Source organism: Yeosuana aromativorans, from assembly GCF_014646655.1.
Classification (GTDB): Bacteria; Bacteroidota; Bacteroidia; order Flavobacteriales; family Flavobacteriaceae; genus Yeosuana; species Yeosuana aromativorans.
Map to the genome: position 1 here is coordinate 49,079 of NZ_BMNR01000001.1, position 18,780 is coordinate 67,858.

At 35.9% G+C, this 18,780-nt stretch carries 14 protein-coding genes; 8 read left to right on the plus strand and 6 right to left on the minus strand.

Features of this window, described 5'->3' with window-relative positions; all coding sequences use genetic code 11:
- Window position 1 precedes the first annotated feature (1 nt).
- Window positions 2-2,611, minus strand: coding sequence for an alanine--tRNA ligase (alaS, locus tag IEW94_RS00225; protein ID WP_188649254.1), 2,610 nt, complete (start codon window positions 2,609-2,611; stop codon window positions 2-4).
- 206 nt (window positions 2,612-2,817) lie between these two features.
- Between alaS and IEW94_RS00230 the strand changes: the two genes are divergently transcribed.
- The 5 genes from IEW94_RS00230 (at window position 2,818) to IEW94_RS00250 (ending at window position 6,075) form a co-directional block, all read left to right on the plus strand.
- Entirely contained in the window at window positions 2,818-3,789 is a 972-nt protein-coding gene (locus IEW94_RS00230; protein WP_188649255.1) for a M23 family metallopeptidase, read from the plus strand.
- Window positions 3,789-4,118, plus strand: a complete 330-nt coding sequence (locus IEW94_RS00235) for a MerR family transcriptional regulator (protein ID WP_188649256.1) — start codon at window positions 3,789-3,791, stop codon at window positions 4,116-4,118. Before IEW94_RS00230 ends, IEW94_RS00235 begins: the two co-directional genes overlap by 1 nt.
- A 73-nt stretch (window positions 4,119-4,191) precedes the next feature.
- A complete protein-coding gene (locus IEW94_RS00240; RefSeq protein WP_188649257.1) occupies window positions 4,192-4,794 on the plus strand; it encodes a LemA family protein in 603 nt (200 codons plus the stop codon).
- Window positions 4,795-4,796: 2 nt separating this feature from the next.
- Window positions 4,797-5,234, plus strand: coding sequence for a TPM domain-containing protein (locus IEW94_RS00245; protein WP_188649258.1), 438 nt, complete (start codon window positions 4,797-4,799; stop codon window positions 5,232-5,234).
- Between the two features lie 7 nt (window positions 5,235-5,241).
- On the plus strand, window positions 5,242-6,075 hold the full coding sequence (locus tag IEW94_RS00250; protein ID WP_373286583.1) for a TPM domain-containing protein: 834 nt from the start codon (window positions 5,242-5,244) through the stop codon (window positions 6,073-6,075).
- A 23-nt stretch (window positions 6,076-6,098) separates the two neighbouring features.
- Here IEW94_RS00250 and IEW94_RS00255 read toward each other — a convergent pair whose 3' ends face one another.
- Together IEW94_RS00255 and der are read right to left on the minus strand one after the other, a co-directional pair.
- Window positions 6,099-8,876: an outer membrane beta-barrel protein gene (locus IEW94_RS00255; RefSeq protein ID WP_188649259.1), complete on the minus strand. Its 2,778-nt coding sequence runs from the start codon at window positions 8,874-8,876 to the stop codon at window positions 6,099-6,101.
- A 113-nt stretch (window positions 8,877-8,989) separates the two neighbouring features.
- Entirely contained in the window at window positions 8,990-10,294 is a 1,305-nt protein-coding gene (der, locus tag IEW94_RS00260) for a ribosome biogenesis GTPase Der (protein WP_188649260.1), read from the minus strand.
- A gap of 171 nt (window positions 10,295-10,465) precedes the next feature.
- On the opposite strand from der, the gene IEW94_RS00265 reads away from it, so the two are divergent.
- Window positions 10,466-10,993, plus strand: a complete 528-nt coding sequence (locus IEW94_RS00265) for a GTP-binding protein (protein ID WP_188649261.1) — start codon at window positions 10,466-10,468, stop codon at window positions 10,991-10,993.
- Between the two features lie 147 nt (window positions 10,994-11,140).
- On the opposite strand, the gene era is transcribed toward IEW94_RS00265, so the two are convergent.
- Entirely contained in the window at window positions 11,141-12,022 is an 882-nt protein-coding gene (era, locus tag IEW94_RS00270) for a GTPase Era (RefSeq protein ID WP_188649262.1), read from the minus strand.
- 151 nt (window positions 12,023-12,173) lie between these two features.
- Here era and IEW94_RS00275 point away from each other — a divergent pair, with 151 nt between their 5' ends.
- The gene (locus IEW94_RS00275) at window positions 12,174-15,434 is read left to right on the plus strand and encodes a S41 family peptidase (RefSeq protein ID WP_188649263.1); all 3,261 of its coding nucleotides are present in this window, start codon (window positions 12,174-12,176) and stop codon (window positions 15,432-15,434) included.
- A 65-nt stretch (window positions 15,435-15,499) separates the two neighbouring features.
- Here the strand turns inward: IEW94_RS00275 and bamJ are convergent, their stop codons facing one another.
- Window positions 15,500-16,228, minus strand: coding sequence for a BamJ family beta-barrel-assembly machinery protein (bamJ, locus tag IEW94_RS00280; RefSeq protein WP_188649264.1), 729 nt, complete (start codon window positions 16,226-16,228; stop codon window positions 15,500-15,502).
- A 241-nt stretch (window positions 16,229-16,469) separates the two neighbouring features.
- Between bamJ and IEW94_RS00285 the strand changes: the two genes are divergently transcribed.
- The gene (locus IEW94_RS00285; protein WP_188649265.1) at window positions 16,470-16,613 is read left to right on the plus strand and encodes a hypothetical protein; all 144 of its coding nucleotides are present in this window, start codon (window positions 16,470-16,472) and stop codon (window positions 16,611-16,613) included.
- Window positions 16,614-16,644: 31 nt separating this feature from the next.
- On the opposite strand, the gene IEW94_RS00290 is transcribed toward IEW94_RS00285, so the two are convergent.
- Window positions 16,645-18,747 (minus strand): TonB-dependent receptor, encoded by a 2,103-nt coding sequence (locus tag IEW94_RS00290; protein WP_188649266.1) that lies wholly within the window; start codon window positions 18,745-18,747, stop codon window positions 16,645-16,647.
- Between the last annotated feature and the right edge of the window lie 33 nt (window positions 18,748-18,780).

An 18,780-nucleotide genomic window follows, 5' to 3' on the forward strand; every position in this document is an offset into this window, starting at 1 on the left:
ATTAAATAAATTGCTTTGCTTTTTCTAAGGCCTCCTTAATTCCTGCCGGATTTTTTCCTCCTGCAGTAGCAAAAAATGGCTGACCGCCTCCGCCGCCTTGAATGTATTTCCCAAGTTCTCTTACAACTTGTCCGGCATTCAATCCTTTTTCAGCTACTAATTCTTTTGAAATATAACAGGTCAATAAGGCCTTTCCATCATGTTCAGCAGCAAAAAGCAAGAACAGATTATTGAGTTCACTGCCCATTTCAAAACACAAATCCTTCATCCCAGCAGCATCCAAATCCAGCTTTTTAGCTAAAAACTGAACGCCATTGATTTCTGCCAATTCATTCTTAAGGTCTCCTTTAATGTTTTTTGCCTTATCCTTAAGCAAATTGTCTATTTGTTTCTTTAGGTTGTCATTTTCATCTTGAAGCTGTTGCAGGGCTTTAATAGGCTCCTTGGTGTTGTTAAGCAACGCTTTCATTTCAAAAAACTGCTTATTATTTTCAGTAAAATAGTCTTTTACGGCATCGCCAGTAATGGCTTCAATTCGTCTGATTCCAGCCGCAACGGCTCCTTCAGATACAATTTTAAAATGCCAAATATCCGCCGTGTTCTTTACATGCGTTCCTCCACAAAGCTCTATGGATTGTCCAAATCTGATAGCCCTAACCGTATCACCATATTTCTCACCAAATAAGCTCATGGCACCTTCGGCAATGGCTTCTTCCTTTGGAATATTGCGTTTTTCTATTAAAGGCAACTTACCTGCAATTCTTGCATTTACAAAATTTTCAACATCCACCAGTTCCTCATCGGTCAGTTTTGCAAAATGCGAAAAATCAAAACGTAAATGCTTAGCGTGAACAGCACTTCCTTTTTGTTCAACATGGGTTCCTAAAATCTCTCGCAATGCTTGATGCAGCAAGTGGGTTGCTGTATGGTTACACGCTGTTCTATAACGTTGCGTTGCATCTACAACTGCCTTAAACGTTTCGTTTAGATGGTTTGGTAAGCTTTTAGCAAAATGAATGATGACATTATTTTCTTTTTTGGTATCAACAATATAAATCACGTTGCCATGAGCATCTTCCAAATAACCCTTATCGCCAACTTGACCACCACCTTCTGGATAAAACGGGGTACTGTTGAACACCAATTGGTACAGTTCACCATCTTTTTTAGACGTGACTTTTCTGTAGCGTGTTAAACTCACTTGGGCTTCTAAGGTATCATACCCCACAAATTCCTCATTGGCATCATCAATCAAAATAGTCCAATCATCGGTTGCCATTTCACTGGCTGCCCGTGAACGGTCTTTTTGTTTTTGCATTTCTGCCTGAAAACCAGCCTCATCCAGTTGCAAGCCTTTTTCTCTTAAAATCAATGCCGTTAAATCAATAGGGAAACCATAGGTGTCATACAATTCAAACGCTTTCTCTCCTGAAATTGTTTTGTCTTTTGAATCTTCAACAATTTTATTTAACAGAACCAATCCCTGATCAAGTGTTCTTAAAAAAGACTGCTCTTCTTCCCTTATCACATTTTCTATTAATTGTTTTTGGGCTTTTAATTCAGGGAATGCATCTCCCATCTTTTTACTCAAAACATCCACCAACCTAAAAATGAATGGTTCCTTTTGTTCTAAAAACGTGAAACTATAACGAATGGCTCTGCGTAAAATCCTACGAATTACATAGCCCGCACCCGTATTGCTTGGCAACTGGCCATCTGCAATTGAAAAAGCCACTGCACGAACATGATCTGAAATGACACGTATGGCCACATCTACTTTTTCATCATCTCCATAGGTTTTATCAGCTATTGTTTCTATTTCTCTGATAATAGGTGTAAACACATCGGTATCATAATTAGATTGAACGCCTTGCAAGACCATACAAAGTCTTTCAAAGCCCATACCTGTATCAATATGTTTATTAGGTAAAATTTCAAGTGATCCATTGGCTTTTCGGTTGTATTGCATGAATACCAAATTCCATATTTCAACTACTTGCGGGTGGTCTTTATTGACCAAATCCTTTCCGGAAATTTTTACCTTTTCTTCTGCTGAACGAATGTCGACATGAATTTCACTACAAGGTCCACAGGGCCCTTGATCGCCCATTTCCCAAAAATTGTCCTTTTTGCTTCCCTTTAAAATACGATCTTCAGAGATGTATTGTTTCCAGATATCGTAGGCCTCTGTATCCATAGGCAAATTGTCTTCTTCACTGCCTTCAAAAACCGTTACATAAAGGATATCTTTATCAATACCAAAAACCTCGGTCAACAACTCCCATGACCACGCAATGGCTTCCTTTTTAAAGTAGTCACCAAAACTCCAGTTACCCAACATTTCAAATAGTGTATGGTGATAGGTGTCATACCCAACCTCTTCTAAATCATTATGCTTCCCAGAAACCCGTAGGCATTTTTGAGAATCCACAATTCTATTGTTTTTTGGCTTGGCATTTCCTAAAAAATATTCCTTAAACGGCGCCATACCAGAGTTTACAAACATCAAGGTTGGGTCATCTTTTAAGACCATCGGAGCCGATGGCACAATACTGTGACTTTTTTCTTTAAAAAAATTTAAAAATTTAGAACGAATATCTTGTGACTTCATCAATATACTTGGGTTACTGTGTTGTTAAATTATATTAATTGCAAAACAATTTTTATCTTTACTCTCCTTTTTCCTTTTTAAACCATAAAAAAGGGGATTTTCAACTAAACCGCATCATAATATTTTTGTGGGTTTAGGCGTTTGCATATAAAAATTAATGATACATTGCATTCCATATAAAGTGCAAAAATAGTATAATTTAAGTAATGAGTAAGGTAAAATATTATTACGATCCAGAATCACTTTCTTACCGAAAAATTGAGCGCAAAAAAAGAACGACCATCAAATATGCCTTCATGTTTATTTTGGCTTCTGCACTTTTTGGGTTCATGTTTGTCTTTATTGCCAGCCAGTATGTAGAGTCTCCTAAAGAAAAAGCCTTAAAACGAGAGCTTCAAAATGCCCAACTTCAATTTCAGTTATTGAATAAAAAAATGGATCAGGCAGAAGCCGTTTTGGCCAACGTGGCAGATAGGGACAACAATATTTACCGTGTTTATTTTGAAGCCAATCCCATTCCAGAAGAGCAGCGTAAAGCTGGGTTTGGTGGAATTAACCGATATAAAGATCTGGAAGGCTTTGATAATTCCAAACTAATTATAGAAACCAGCAAACGATTGGACATTCTTCAAAAAGAGATTGTAGTGCAATCAAAATCCCTTGATGAAATTGCCAAACTTGCCGAAGAAAAAGAAAAACTGTTATCTGCCATTCCTGCTATTCAACCTGTGCGCAACGAAGATTTAAAACGCATGGCATCAGGATATGGTATGCGGTCTGACCCATTTACAAAAGTTAGAAAAATGCATTGGGGCATGGATTTTTCAGCACCAAGAGGCACACCTGTTTACGCCACTGGTGATGGTGTGGTTATTCGCGCAGATAACCGTGCCACTGGCTATGGAAATCATATAGAGATAGATCATGGTTATGGGTACAAGACTTTATATGCCCATTTGTATAAATATAATGTTAGAAAAAACCAAAAAGTAAGACGTGGCGACCTTATTGGCTTTGTGGGCAGTACAGGCCGCTCTGATGGTCCACATTGTCATTATGAGGTTTCTAAGGATGGTCAACGAATCAACCCTATAAACTTTTACTACGGAAGCTTAACTCCTGAGGAATTTAACGAACTATTAGAACACGCATCACTAGAAAACCAATCATTAGATTAATGCATATAGAATTACCTGAAAAACGATATTACGGCATTGGTGAAGTAGCCAAGGCATTTGGTGTTAACACATCTCTCATTCGGTTTTGGGAAAAAGAATTTGATGCGCTTAAACCCAAAAAAAACGCTAAAGGCAATCGTAAATTCACACCAGAAGACATCAAGAACCTCAAGCTTATTTATCATTTGGTTAAAGAACGCGGTTTTACGTTAGAAGGAGCAAAAACCCATCTTAAGGAAGAAAAGCAAAAAACACTGAATAACTTTGAAATTATCAGTAAATTAGAGGACATCAAATCAACCTTGATGAAAATTAAGGACCAAATGTAACATTTCCTTTAATTTATCAACTAATACTTCAAAACACAACACATAAAAAACCTTAACACTAAAACTATTCAACATGAAAAAATGGCTAATTCCAGTAATTATAATTGTTCTTGTAATTTTTGGTATTTATAGATGGGCGGTAGGATTTAACAACACTGCCGTTAGACTAAACGAAAATGTAAGTGAAGCTTGGGGAAATGTTCAAACATCCTATCAGCGGAGAAATGACCTGATTGGAAATTTGGTAAATACTGTAAAAGGCGCGGCCGATTTTGAACGTAAAACATTAACCGATGTCATTGAAGCACGATCAAAAGCAACACAAACTACCATTGACCCTACTAATATCACACCCGAACAATTGAAACAATTCAATGAAGCCCAAGGTGGATTAAGTAGTGCTTTATCTAGATTATTGGTGACCGTAGAACGTTATCCAGAACTGAAAGCCAATCAAAATTTCTTGAAACTTCAAGACGAACTGACCAGTACTGAAAACACCATTCAAACGGCCAGAACACGGTATAACGAAGCTATTAAACCATATAACAATCACGTCAAGACATTCCCAAACTCCATATTGGCAGGTCTCTTCCATTTTGAAGGTAAACCATATTTTGATGCTGAAGCGGGTGCTGAGAAGCCAGTGGATGTTCAATTTGATTTCAACAATTAACCATGTCTAAAGTAGAAGATTTTTTATCTAAAGACGACGAAGAGGAAATCATAGAAGCCATACGAACCGCCGAGCGCAACACCTCTGGTGAAATACGCGTGCACATTGAGAAATCCTCGAAAACTGACCATTTTAATCGGGCTCTGGAAGTATTCCACTACTTGAAAATGGACAATACCAAAGAGCAAAATGGCGTGCTTATTTACGTGGCCGTAAAAGATAAAGCCTTTGTTATTTATGGTGATAAAGGCATCAACGATGTGGTTCCAGATAATTTTTGGGATAGCACTAAAGACATCATACAATCACATTTTAAATCGGGTCGTTTTAAAGAGGGCCTAGTTGAAGGCATCTTAAAAGCAGGAACAGTATTGGAAAAACATTTCCCATGGGAGAAAGGCGATGTCAATGAACTATCTGATGAAATCTCCAAAGGATAATCATATTATGAACTATTTAACTTTAAGTAGAATACCTTTTAAAAACATAAAGAAAAGCATACAACCAATCATTGTTTTTGCACTGATGTTGTGCTCTGCCATTTCTTTTGCACAATTTGATATTCCACCAATACCAAAAGAACAAACCAGTGTTTATGATTATATAAACCTATTGTCAAGTTCAGAAAAAAGCGCACTTGAAAATAAGCTTATCAAATATTCTGATACTACATCAACGCAGATTGTTGTTGCTATTATTGCCACTACCAAAGGTGAGAATATAGGGTTGTTGGCACCTCGCTGGGCCCAAAAATGGGGCATTGGACAAGCTAAAGAAGATAACGGCGTTTTTATTCTGCTTGCAAAAGACAACAGAAAAATTTGGATTTCACCCGGTTATGGAGTTGAAGACAGATTGACTGCGGGTATTGTTGGCGAACTGACCAGAAATGTCATAATTCCTGAATTTAAAAAAGGTGATTATTATCAAGGAATCAACAAAGGGGTTGATGCTATCTTTGATATTTTAACGGGTGCTTATCATGGTACTAGAAAGGAGAATTCACAACCATTCCCTCCTAAGTTACTTTTTATACTGGTCATCATTTTTGTATTTATCATTATTTCCATTACAAAAAACAGGCGTGGCGGCGGTGGTAATCGCGGTAACCGACGAGGAGGTTTTGATATTTGGGACGCCATTATTTTAAGCAATATGGGCCGAGGAAGTTCTGGAAGCTGGGGAGGTAGCTCTGGCGGAGGCAGTTTCGGTGGTGGTGGCTTTGGTGGTGGCTTTGGCGGCGGTGGCTTTTCCGGCGGTGGTGCTGGTGGTAGCTGGTAATATTGTTTCAGTTAAACCAATGGCTAAAAACGCCTAAAGTGCCCTTGTCTTGTTTCGCCTTTTGGTCCAAGTGTGTTAAATTTCCAACTAAAACTCAACATAAAATACTGCGTTAACACGGTACTTTGCGAATCTTCAATATAGTTTTCTGTTGCAGTTCGTCTGGCATTGGTGTTTTGGTTTAACAAATCATAAGCTTTAAGAGTGAGTGTGGCATTATCCTTTAAGAATGAATAAGCCAATGTTGCATTCCAAAACCAAGCGCTCTTTTGAAACCCTTGGGCTATGTTGGGATTGTAGTTATAAATTATATCATTGCGCCACTCAAAGTGTTTTGGTAAAAAAGTAGCCGTATTCAATTCAAAAGCATGGTATAAAAAGTCTATATCCTTAAAGGCATTAATATCATAGGTGTTTCTGGTAAAACTCAAGCGATATCTAGGACTAATCTCAAAAACGTCTTTCCAGCTAAACCTTAAGTCAACTGATGGATCTAACGATTTGACGTTGCTTGCATATTGAATGCCGTTATTGTAGTTAATAGATTTGTTAATGTTTCCTGACATGTTAGCGCCAAAGCGTAAGGTTCTCAAACTATCTATCTTTACAGATTTTCTAAACGATACATTACCATTAATGGTATAGTTCCCGTTAACATTGGCAAATGTGGTTTCTCTTACATAGTTTGCATCGGTGGTTGTTTTGGAAACCACTCGGTTATCCTCAAAATTGGCTCTGAAAAAACTAAAAACACCTGTTCCCTTTTGCCAATCAAAACTTCTAAAACTTAAAGTTATTTGGTGAATATCTGTTGGTTTTAAATCTGGATTTCCTGTTCTTATGTTTAATGGATTTGACACATCTCTATAAGCTTGAAGTTGATTAACCCTTGGTGGGTTGTTCCGTAATCTGTAATCCAATTCAATTCTTGATTTGGCACTAAACTTATATTCAATATTTGAGCGCCATTGTAGGTTTTTAAATCGTCTTTTTACGTTCAGCTCTGGGCGCAATCCATCTTGGTTTTCCAACGTTCTGAACACGTAACTGCTACCTAGCCTAATGTCCCAAATATCAGTTCTATATCTTAAAGTAAGTTCTGGCCTAATTTGTTCATTTATATACTTAAAATCCGTACTTAAATCTGTGTTGAAATTAGAAAATTCATTATTGCTAACATCCTTGTCATAAGTACTTCTTGTGTTGTCACTTTTATTTCTTTGGTAATTATATTCTGCATCAAAAAACAGTTTTTTGCCTACCAAAGGAATTCTATACCGTATTTCAGAATTGAAATTGTTATCCTTATTGGAAACGTCGGCAAATTGATCTCTTACAGTACTTTCAGGATTATCACCATAAACATTTGATACCGAATTCAAGAAATCCTTACGCGTATCTGTTTTTATTTCGTTTTCTATACTGAACCTTAAAAATGAGCCATTACTTCCAAATCGTTTGGTTATATCTATATCATTATTGAAATTTCTACTAATTGAATTCACAACAGAATTTGACGAGTAGTCATTGGTACGAACATTTGATTCATCAAAAGAAGATTCATCTTGGCTAAAGACTGTTTCACTAGTACCATAAGAAAATGTTGGTCTCACATTGATCAATAAGGTTGAATCTGGCTTGATATCAAATTCCATATTGGCCCTATGATTATCATTGTCATTATAATTTGAGGTGTTGGACTTTGTGAAAAATCTGGAATCTGGTAAAATATTTTCACGTTCCCTGATTGTGTTGTTGTTGGAACTACTTTTTGAATAGAAATAATCGGCACTCATATCTTTCCCGTCGCCCAATTTATCTGCATAGTTCAAACCGTAGTTTCTTGAGGTTGTGATGCCTTGGCCTCCCCCAAATGAACGCCCGTCAACACTAAAACTACCATTGCTATTGAATCTTATAGAATTTCCTCCAAACATTTTCATGATTTCACCAAAACTAAATCCTGGTGAATTGGTATTATTGCCTCCCGCCAACACACTAATACGTTGGTCATTATCAAAATGATTGAACATACCTGCAAACTCATAGCGTTTATTGGTTCCAGCTCCAGCAGACAACTTGCCAAAATTTCCTTTATTGTTTTCTTTCTTAATGGTTAAATTAATGGTTTTATTTTCATTATCACCTTTTTCTCCGGAAAAAGCCTGAGCTTTGGTTTTGGTATCCACAACTTGTATTTTTTCAATAATATCTTTGGACAGATTTCGGGTTGTAATGGTAGGATCACTTCCAAAAAAAGGTTTCCCATTAACCAATATTTTATTGACTGGTTTCCCGTTGACCGTGATAGAACCATCTTCGGCAACTTCAACACCTGGTAATACTTTTAATACATCTTCAACATTGGCATCCTTTTTTGTTTCAAATGATTTTACACTAAACTCAAGCGTATCTTTTTTAATGGTTATGGGTGGTTGCGCATTAACTACAATTTCATCTAGTGCATTGGTGCTTACTTGAAGTTGAATGGTACCCAAATTAATTTTTGATTTTTTTAAATCAACCAATTTATGATAGGTTTGATACCCTACATAAGAAATATAAAGATTAGCAGACGCATCATTTGTTTTGTCTTCCAATTTAATTTTTCCGTCTCTGTCAGTTATAGTATAAGCAATCAAAGAACTATCTTTTACCCGTTGCAAATAAACCGTTGCGGCCTCAAGAGGCGTTTGGTCATCTTCAGATATAAGTTTTCCAGAAATTTCAAAAGGATTGTTTTGAGCAAAAAGGTTGGTAAAAAATAGCAATAAAATAACTCCAAAATAATATTTCTTCATTGGTTTTTTGGCTTAGCTTGTTTGACCAATTAAAAATTAAATGGTTTAATGCTAATATTCGTTTTATGAAAATATTAACATTTACAACTAAAAAATATAAAGTTTAGGGAAACCTATTTTTTTCGCATATAAACACTTATGGGCACTCCCGTAAAATCAAAATGCTCTCGTAGTTTGTTTTCCAAAAAGCGCTTATATGGGTCTTTTACATATTGTGGTAAGTTACAGAAGAATGCAAACTGTGGCTGTGGTGTAGGCAATTGCATGATGTATTTTATTTTAACATATTTTGCTTTATACGCCGGTGGCGGATAATTTTCAATAATAGGCAACAAAATTTCATTGAGTTTGCTGGTCTTTATTTTTTTTGTTCGATTTTTATATACCTCAACAGCTGTTTCAATGGCTTTATAAATACGCTGTTTTGTAAGTGCCGACATAAATATAATTGGCACATCGGTAAACGGTTCCATTTGCTTTTTGATGGCTTTCTCATATTCTTTGACAGACTTATGGTCTTTTTCAACCAAATCCCATTTATTGACCAAAACTACAATGCCCTTACGATTGCGTTCTGCCAGCCAAAATATATTTTGCACCTGTCCGTCAAAACCCCTGTTGGCATCTAATACAATCAAGCAGACATCGCAATGCTCAATGGCACGGACACTGCGCATCACAGAATAAAACTCCAAATCTTCTTTAACCTTGGCTTTTCGTCTAATTCCAGCTGTATCAACTAAATTAAACTCAAAACCAAAACTGCTGTACTTGGTGTCAATGGAATCACGTGTGGTTCCTGCAATATCTGTTACAATATATCTATCCTCACCCATCAACGCATTGATAAAAGATGATTTTCCGGCATTAGGTCTACCTACAACTGCAAATCGCGGCAAAGCTTCTTCAACCACAGTTTCTTTTTCCGGTAAAGCTTTCACCAAATCATCCAGTAATTCTCCCGTACCACTTCCACTTATACTGGCAATAGAGTAATAATCTCCCAATCCCAGTGAATAAAACTCAACGGCATCTTCGGCTCGTTTGGCATTATCAACTTTGTTGACTACCAAAAAGACTGGTTTATTGACCTTTCTCAATAAATTAGCAACATCCTCATCCATGCCGGTAACTCCTGATTCCACGTCTACCATAAAGATAATGGCATCGGCTTCATCAATGGCCAGTTCTACTTGCTTATCTATTTCAGCTTCAAAAACATCATCACTACCCAACACATAGCCACCGGTGTCAATAAGGGAAAACTCCTTGCCGTTCCAATCGCTTTTTCCGTAATGCCTATCTCTAGTAACGCCGCTAACAGCATCTACAATAGCTTCCCGCCGTTGGATTAAGCGGTTGAAAAACGTTGACTTACCTACATTGGGACGTCCTACTATGGCAACTATATTACTCATAATCATTAAATTGTTTGCAAACAGTTTAAAACTGATTTATTGAAAACTGTATTCTAGGATATTTTGCAAAAATAGGAAATATACCTAACGAATCATCTTTTTTAATAAAGATTAGTTCTGTTTACAATTTGAAGAAAAAATACTATTTTACTGTTCGCTAAACAAACTTGTATGTCAACTACTAATACCATCGTATTGCGACCTCGTTTTAAAATGGAACTTAAACGGGATAATGAATCGGTCTTAAAGGAATTTGAAATGGCCAAATTCACACAAAACAATTTTATAATCACGAGAATAGACGACCACGTTTTTATTAAATATCCAAAACACAAACAGCACTTTTGGTCACCCCAACTTCATCTTGAAATCAATGAAATATCAAGTAATTCATGTTTGGTGTATGGGTTGTTTGGCCCAAACCCTACGGTATGGACACTGTTTATGTTTTTACACTTTATGGTTGCAGGGTTGTTTATAGCCTTTAGTATTTGGGCCTATACAAATTGGAGGTTACATTCCAACTATGCCTTACAAGTAAGTTTAATGCTTTTTATGGTGATTGCTTGGTTTGTACTGTATTTTGCGGGAAGTATTGGCAAGGCATCCAGCAAAAAAGACATGCATGAACTACAAGAATTTATGGACAGTATCATAAAAAATAAACCCCAATTTGAACAATCAGGGTTTATAGACTAATTCAAAAAAGTTAAATATTTTTTGGTAATTAAAAACAGTACCAAGCACCAAACTTATTTTGTACTGCAAACATTTTATAAATTACACACAAAAGTGAGGTATGGATTTTAACTGAATGTTACCTAATTAAGAAATTTATATTAGGAATTACTTTTGATTGTAACCAAAACGTTTTAGCTGATTTGCATTAGAGCGCCAGTTCTTATTTACCTTAACATACAATTCTATATGGATTTGTTTGCCAAAAAACGTTTCCAAATCTTTTCTGGCCTCAACACCTACTCGTTTTAAAGCCGTTCCTTTATGGCCAATGATGATGCCTTTTTGCGTATCGCGCTCAACCATAATCACAGAACGAACGCGGATAATGTTTTCTTCCTCAAAAAATTCTTCTGTATCCACCTCTACAGCATAAGGGATTTCCTTTTTATAGTGAAGCAATATTTTTTCGCGAATGGTTTCATTGATAAAAAAACGCTCTGGCTTATCTGTTAATTGGTCTTTTGGATAAAACGGAGGTGACTCTGGAAGCAACTCAATGATTCTGTTTAACACTTCCTTTACATTAAATCCTTCCAAAGCAGAAATAGGAAAAATTTCGGCATTAGGCACTTTTTCTGTCCAAAGCTGTACTTGATTTTCCAATTGTTCTTGATTAGACTTATCAATTTTATTCAACAATAACAACACCGGTATTTTTGAATGTGTGATTTTATTGAAAAACGCTTCGTCTTTTAATTCCTGCTCGCCTATTTCAACTATATATAACAATACATCGGCATCCTCAAAGGCAGATTTTACAAAATCCATCATGGATTCCTGAAGTTCATAAGCGGGTTTTATGATACCTGGCGTATCAGACAAAACCACTTGAAAATCATCACCATTTACAATACCTAAAATACGATGCCTGGTGGTCTGCGCTTTAGATGTAATGATAGATAGCTTCTCTCCAACAAATGCATTCATAAGGGTAGACTTACCCACATTTGGATTTCCTATGATATTAACAAAACCTGCTTTATGCATACCAACTTAAATTAAATGACAAATATAGCACTAATAGATTTGCAACTAAAAAGTAAATTGTCTTATTGAATATTCTTTGTTTAGGACAACTTTTATTTTTTAGAATTATAGTAACTTGTTAACCTAATTTTTATCAATCAAAATGTTTCTTATGAAAAATTTATCCTTTTTACTTACATTTTTATTTTTGGGGTCAATGCACGCCCAAATAAATGGGAAATTAATGCAATATCCTGATGTTTCAGATACTCATATTACTTTTGTTTATGGCGATGATGTTTGGATCATGCCAAAATTAGGAGGAATAGCTAATAGATTAAGTTCTCCAGAAGGCGCTGAAAGTTTTCCAAGATTTTCTCCCGATGGAAAAATGATAGCTTACACAGCTAATTATCAAGGTAATGATGATGTGTATGTCATTGACATAAATGGAGGAATCCCCAAAAGACTGACCTATCACGGCATGCCAGACCGAGTTTTAGGATGGTCACCAGATGGCAAGTCTGTTCTATTTGCTTCTTCAAGAGAAAGCGGGCGCCAGCGCTACAACCAGTTTTATACAATTTCCATAACAGATGGCACGCTTACCAAGCTACCAGTACCATATGGAGAGTATGCCTCATTTTCTCCTAATGGACAAAAAATTGCTTATACAGACAAAACGAGAGTACATAGAAATTGGAAACGATATCGGGGCGGTACAGCTCCAGATATTACTGTTTTTGATCTAAAAACTTACAAGTGCGAAAATATCACCAATAATATTGCCAATGATGAGTTACCAATGTGGATTGGAAACACTATATATTACATGTCTGATAACGGGCCTAATAAAAGAAACAATCTTTGGAAGCGTGACAACGAAACAAAAACCAATACGCAATTGACGCATTTTGTTGATTATGATATTACTTATCCAGAAAACGGTTCTTCAGACATTATTTTTGAAGCTGGTGGAAAATTGTATCTCTTCAATTTAGAAACCGAAAAAACCAGTGAAGTTAATGTTCAAATAATTTCAGATCAAAAAAATCTTATTTCCCAACAAAAAAATGTTGCCGCCTATATGCATAGTGCCACCCTTTCCCCTGATGGAAACAGGGTTGTTGTTGAAGCAAGAGGAGACTTGTTTAATTTACCTGCTACCGAAGGATTTGTGTCTGATCTAACAACGTCATCGGGAACTGCCGAAAGAGAGCCTTCTTGGTCTCCTGACGGAAAGCATTTGGCTTATTGGAGTGATGCCTCTGGCGAATATCAATTGGTTTTGTACGACATTAATGGCACTCAAAAACCAAAGACTGTAACTAATTTTAAAACTGGGTTTTACTATTCCATTTTTTGGTCTCCTGATAGTAAAAAAATCATGTATGTTGACCAAGCAATGAATATCAACTGTATTGATATAAATACGGGAGATGTTATAAAAGTTGATAAAGGAAATTACATGTTTGAGGGTAACTTACAAAACTTTAAAGTCAGTTGGTCCCCAGACAGTAATTGGGCCGTATATTCCAAAGGCACAGAAAATCGTTCTAAATCGGCACTCTTCCTTTATGATTTTCAAAATAAAAAAACGACTCAGTTAACTTCAGGTTATTATAGTGACAGTAATCCTACTTTTAGTACTGATGGTAAATATCTCTTCTTTACAACCAGCAGAACGTTTAATCCGGTTTATTCAGATTTAGATAATACGTTTATTTATCCAAATTCAACCACTATTGCTGTTGGCACCTTAAGTGCAAAAGAAAAGTCTTTGTTAGAAGTTAAGAATGATGCCTTAGAGGATTTGAAAAAAGAAGATGACAAAGAAAAAGACACAGACAAGAAGAAAAAAGATTCTAATAAAGAAACTAAAAAAGAAATAGCCAAAACAGTTATTGACATTGACGGCTTTGAAAATAGAGTAGAAATGTTGGACATCCCCGCTGGTAGGCTATCTAATTTACAGGCAGTTGAAGGCAAATTATTGTTTTCAAGAATTCCAAATTCTGGATCAAGTGAGGAAGAATCACCCAAATTAAATTATTATGATTTTAAGGAACGGGAAGTCAAAACAATAATTAACAAAGTTTTCAATTATAAAGTTTCTGCTAATGGCAAGAAACTATTGGTAATGCAAGATAAAACACTAGCTGTTATTGATATTAAGGCAGATCAAAAAATAGACAAAACCGTTCCTACAGATAAAATGGTAATGAATGTGGTTCCCAAAGAAGAATGGAAACAAATTTTTAATGACGTGTGGCGCTTTGAACGTGATTTCTTCTATGATCCTGGCATGCATGGCGTGGACTGGAACACTATGAGAACTCGATATGGCGACTTAATTGACCAAGCAAACTCCAGAAACGATGTAAATATTATTATTGGTGATTTAATTGCTGAATTGAATGCCTCACACACCTACAATGGTGGCGGTGATATAGAGCATGCACCACATATGAACGTTGGTTATTTAGGGGCTGATATTAGCTTGGTAAATGGACATTATCAAATTAAAAAAATCATTTCCGGAGCACCCTGGGATGTTGAAGAAAGATCCCCTTTATCCAAGCCAGGGATTGACCTTAAAGAAGGAGATTATATTTTAGAGGTAAATGGTGTTATTGTTGATACCACTAAACCCTTTTCATCCTCGCTACAAGGATTAGGGGATGCAACTGTACAATTAACAGTTAACGACAAACCAACGCTAATAAATTCCAAAAAAATCATTGTTAAAACCATGTCTTCCGAAACAAGATTACGCCATTTAGCATGGATAGAGAATAATAGAAAACGAGTAGATGAAGCAACAAATGGTAAAATAGGATATGTTTATGTAAGAAGCACTGGAATTGATGGTCAAAATGAATTAGTCAGACAATTTTATGCACAGATGAACAAAGAAGGTTTGATTATAGATGAAAGATTCAACAGTGGAGGTCAAATTCCTGATAGGTTTATAGAATTATTGGATAGAGATCCGTTAGCTTTCTGGGCGGTTAGAGATGGAAAAGATTGGGCATGGCCACCTTCAGGCAGCTTTGGCCCAAAAGTTATGCTCATTAATGGGTTTAGCGGATCTGGCGGTGATGCTTTTCCTGATTATTTTAGAGAAAGAGGTTTGGGCCCTTTAATTGGAACACGTACTTGGGGCGGCTTAATTGGTATTTCAGGAGCACCTGGATTAGTTGATAATGGCAGTGTAACTGTACCTACCTTTAGAATGTATGACCCTAACGGCAAATGGTTTAAAGAAGGTCACGGCGTAGACCCGGACATAGAAGTTGTAGAAGATTTTCAAAAACTAGCAAACGGAACTGATGCTCAACTTGAGGCTGGCATTAAAGAAGTCTTAAAACTACTTAACAGTAGTAATGCCTTTAAAAAACCTAAAAGACCTGAATACGAAAACCGAAACTAAAGTCTTTAAACAAAAAAAGCAGGAAGCTGAGCTTCCTGCTTTTTAAATAACTTAACTTTTATATATTATTTTACTATATCCAAAAGTTCTACTTCAAAAATCAAGGTAGAAAATGGTTTTATTGGGCCTCCTTGACGTGGAAAAGCACCGTAAGCCAATTCTTGAGGAATAAAGAATTTATATTTTGAACCTACAGGCATTAATTGCAGTCCTTCGGTCCATCCTTTAATAACTTGACCAACACCAAATTCAGCAGGTTTTCCTCTATCAACTGAACTGTCAAACACAGTTCCATCAATTAAAGTACCAGTATAATGAACTTTTACTTTAGAAGTAGCTGTTGGTTTTTCACCTGTTCCTTCTTTCTCAACTATGTATTGCAAACCGCTTTCAGTTGTTTTAACACCTGGTTTTGTTTTGTTTTCTTCTAAAAATTTTTCCCCAGCTAGTTTGTTGTCTGCATATTGTTCTTCGGCTTTAGCTAATGCTTCAGCTTGTTGTTTTTCTCTTTGAGCGTCTTGTTTTTTTCTAAAATAAGAACTTAACAACCCTTGTACTTTGTCTTGTTCAATTAATAGATCGGTAGAATCCAAGGCATTTTGAAATCCTTGCATAAATAAATCGGTATCCATTTCAGAAACACTTGTTTTTACGTTTCTCGCAACATCCATTCCAATGGCATAACTTACAGAATCAATTTCTGTCTTTAATGATTTTTTACTTACTCCTTGGCTATTGCATGAAGATACCACGGTAATTAAAAACACTACCGCTAAAAGTTTAATTATTTTCATTTGTTTTGTTTGATTTAAAATTCCAAGCAAAAGTAACAAATTTAAAATGAGAATAGAAGATGGATTTGTTACAATTTTCATAAATAAAGCATTAAACAACGTTTTTCTTTTAATAAAATCTACCTTTTGAATACAATGATCTCTTTTTAACTGGTTCTGTTCAAGCTATCATTTACTAACAAAAGTCATTTTAATGCCCATAGATAATCTTTATTTTTAATGAACAAACCATCTTGAAATTATGATAACTCAAAACATTGCGCTTTACAGTTGGACAAATGGCACAGTAATGATTGCCGTTTTTGGAATAGTTTGCCTGTCATTAATTGGATTTCTTATAGCTTTTATGCTTAGTGGAAAGAAAAAAGAAGACCCTGAAAAATAAAAGAGAGGTATTTTACCTCTCTTTTATTTTTTTAAAATTTCTTTTCAAGAAAGAATGTAAAATTTCTTCCGGGCTCAGTAATTGGGACGGTGCCAAAATCTGCTTGGTTGTTAAATGAAAAATTTAAATGATCATGATAGGTCTCGTCAAACACATTTAAAACGGCAACCCCTAGAGATATATTTCTATAGGGTTTGATTCCAAATCTACAATCCAAAGTTTGATAACCAGGCGTTTCCATTTCACCAAAGCTTTTGGAAATATGGGTCTGTTTACTGTTGATCTTATATGTGGCATTGGCCCAAACTTTATTTTGTTCAAGCCCTAATATTAGTGTCATATTAAACGGTGGCACAAGAGGTAAGGACTCCTTTAAATCTTTGTTTTTGGCATACACATAGGCAGCCTCTGCCTTAACGTAATAATCCTTTAAAAAGTCCAATTGTCCCATGATCTCAAAACCTGTCTTATAGGCATTATCTAAATTTTGGAAGACCTTAGGATGGGTAGGTTGTAAAGAAGGCATATACTTTCTGTTTAAACTTGAATCTTCAACCGCTACAATGTAGTTTTTAAAAAACGAATAGTAAAACGACGTCTCATAGCTGAATTTATCAAACCCATTATTTAGATTTTCATGCCCTTTAAATCCTATCTCAAACTGATTATTAATCTCTGCTTTTAAATTAGGATTTCCAATATATTCATACGAATCTTGTCCAACTGTAAAATGATTAATAAATCGTTCAATCATATTGGCTGAACGAACGCCTCTACCAAAAGCCGCTTCAATCATAAATTTATCCGATACTATTTTTTTAACCGAAACCGTTCCGCTTACGTTTTGTTCGGTTCGTTTTCTTAAATAGTACATAGCATTAAAATCTGCTTCGGGGTCTTTGATGTCAGACGTGACTATATCAGTTCGCATTCCTGCCGTTATAATTGCAGATGGAGTGACAGACCATTTGGCCTCTGTAAACAACCCAATATCACCAATATAAGAATCTTGCCAAACCTTATCGTTAAACTGCATTGGCATTGGCAGCATCATTCCATTCATCATTTTTACCAATCGGTTTCTGCCACCATCCCTGGCCACGTGCATAACATCAACCCCAGAAAAAACATTCAGTTTTGTTGCAGGTTTCCAGTTTAACTCAAATTTACCGCCCAAAGTGGTTGCATTAACTGAAGAAGAAGCCTCTGTCATCTTAAAAGTTGGTCTGCCCCTATTGGTCATTAAATGACCCACATAGCTATAATAGGCTTTTGCTGTAAAACCCTTTACAACATCACCAATATTTGACCATTTATAATCCAAAGACAGAATACTGCTGTTGGCATAGTCTGTGTCCATTGGCAAACCGGCATGTAGCACATCCCTGCCAAAAGACTGACTCCAACGCGCTTGTAAACGTTGATTATCTGTGAGATTATACCCGAATTTTAGTCCGTAATCTGTACTTCGGAATGCGGATGGGATTTCGGTGTTACTCCCGTCTTTATAGTTACCAAAATCCCTATAATCTACGTTACCTACAAGATCATATTTATCTGTTACTTGTTGCAATTGCAACATGGTTACAAATGAATTTCCGTTGGATTCATAGCCGCCTGAGGCTTTTCCGTGAAAACCAGCATTACCAAATCGCGGTTTATTGGTCACAATATTTACCACACCTCCAAAAGTAGCACCATAACGTACAGTATAAGGGCCTTTGATGATTTCTATCTTGGAAACTTCTTCTGGAATGACATGCGTGGTAATAGGGTCCATTCTATTAGGGCATGCATACATGGCTTTGGTACCGCCATCATATTGAATATTCAATTGTTCGTATTGTGACGCCCTAAACGAAGGTTCTATTGCATAATTTCCTCGTTTTATTAGTGAAAAGCCATTTATCTCATCAAATAAATCGGCTATATTTTTTGGTTGAACAATATTTTTTTGATAGTCATTTGATACGTTGGTTAAGACAGGATCTGTTATGGCATTTCCTGTTACTAAAACCTCATCCAGTTGTACTGTTTTTTGGGTAATTGTATCTTGGGCCTTATCTGTTTTCTCTTGGGAAAAAGACATAGCATAAATAAGTGCACAAAAAAGTACACTATAAAATGTTCTCATTTTTTGTTGTTTAAAAAATTGAAATAAATAGGT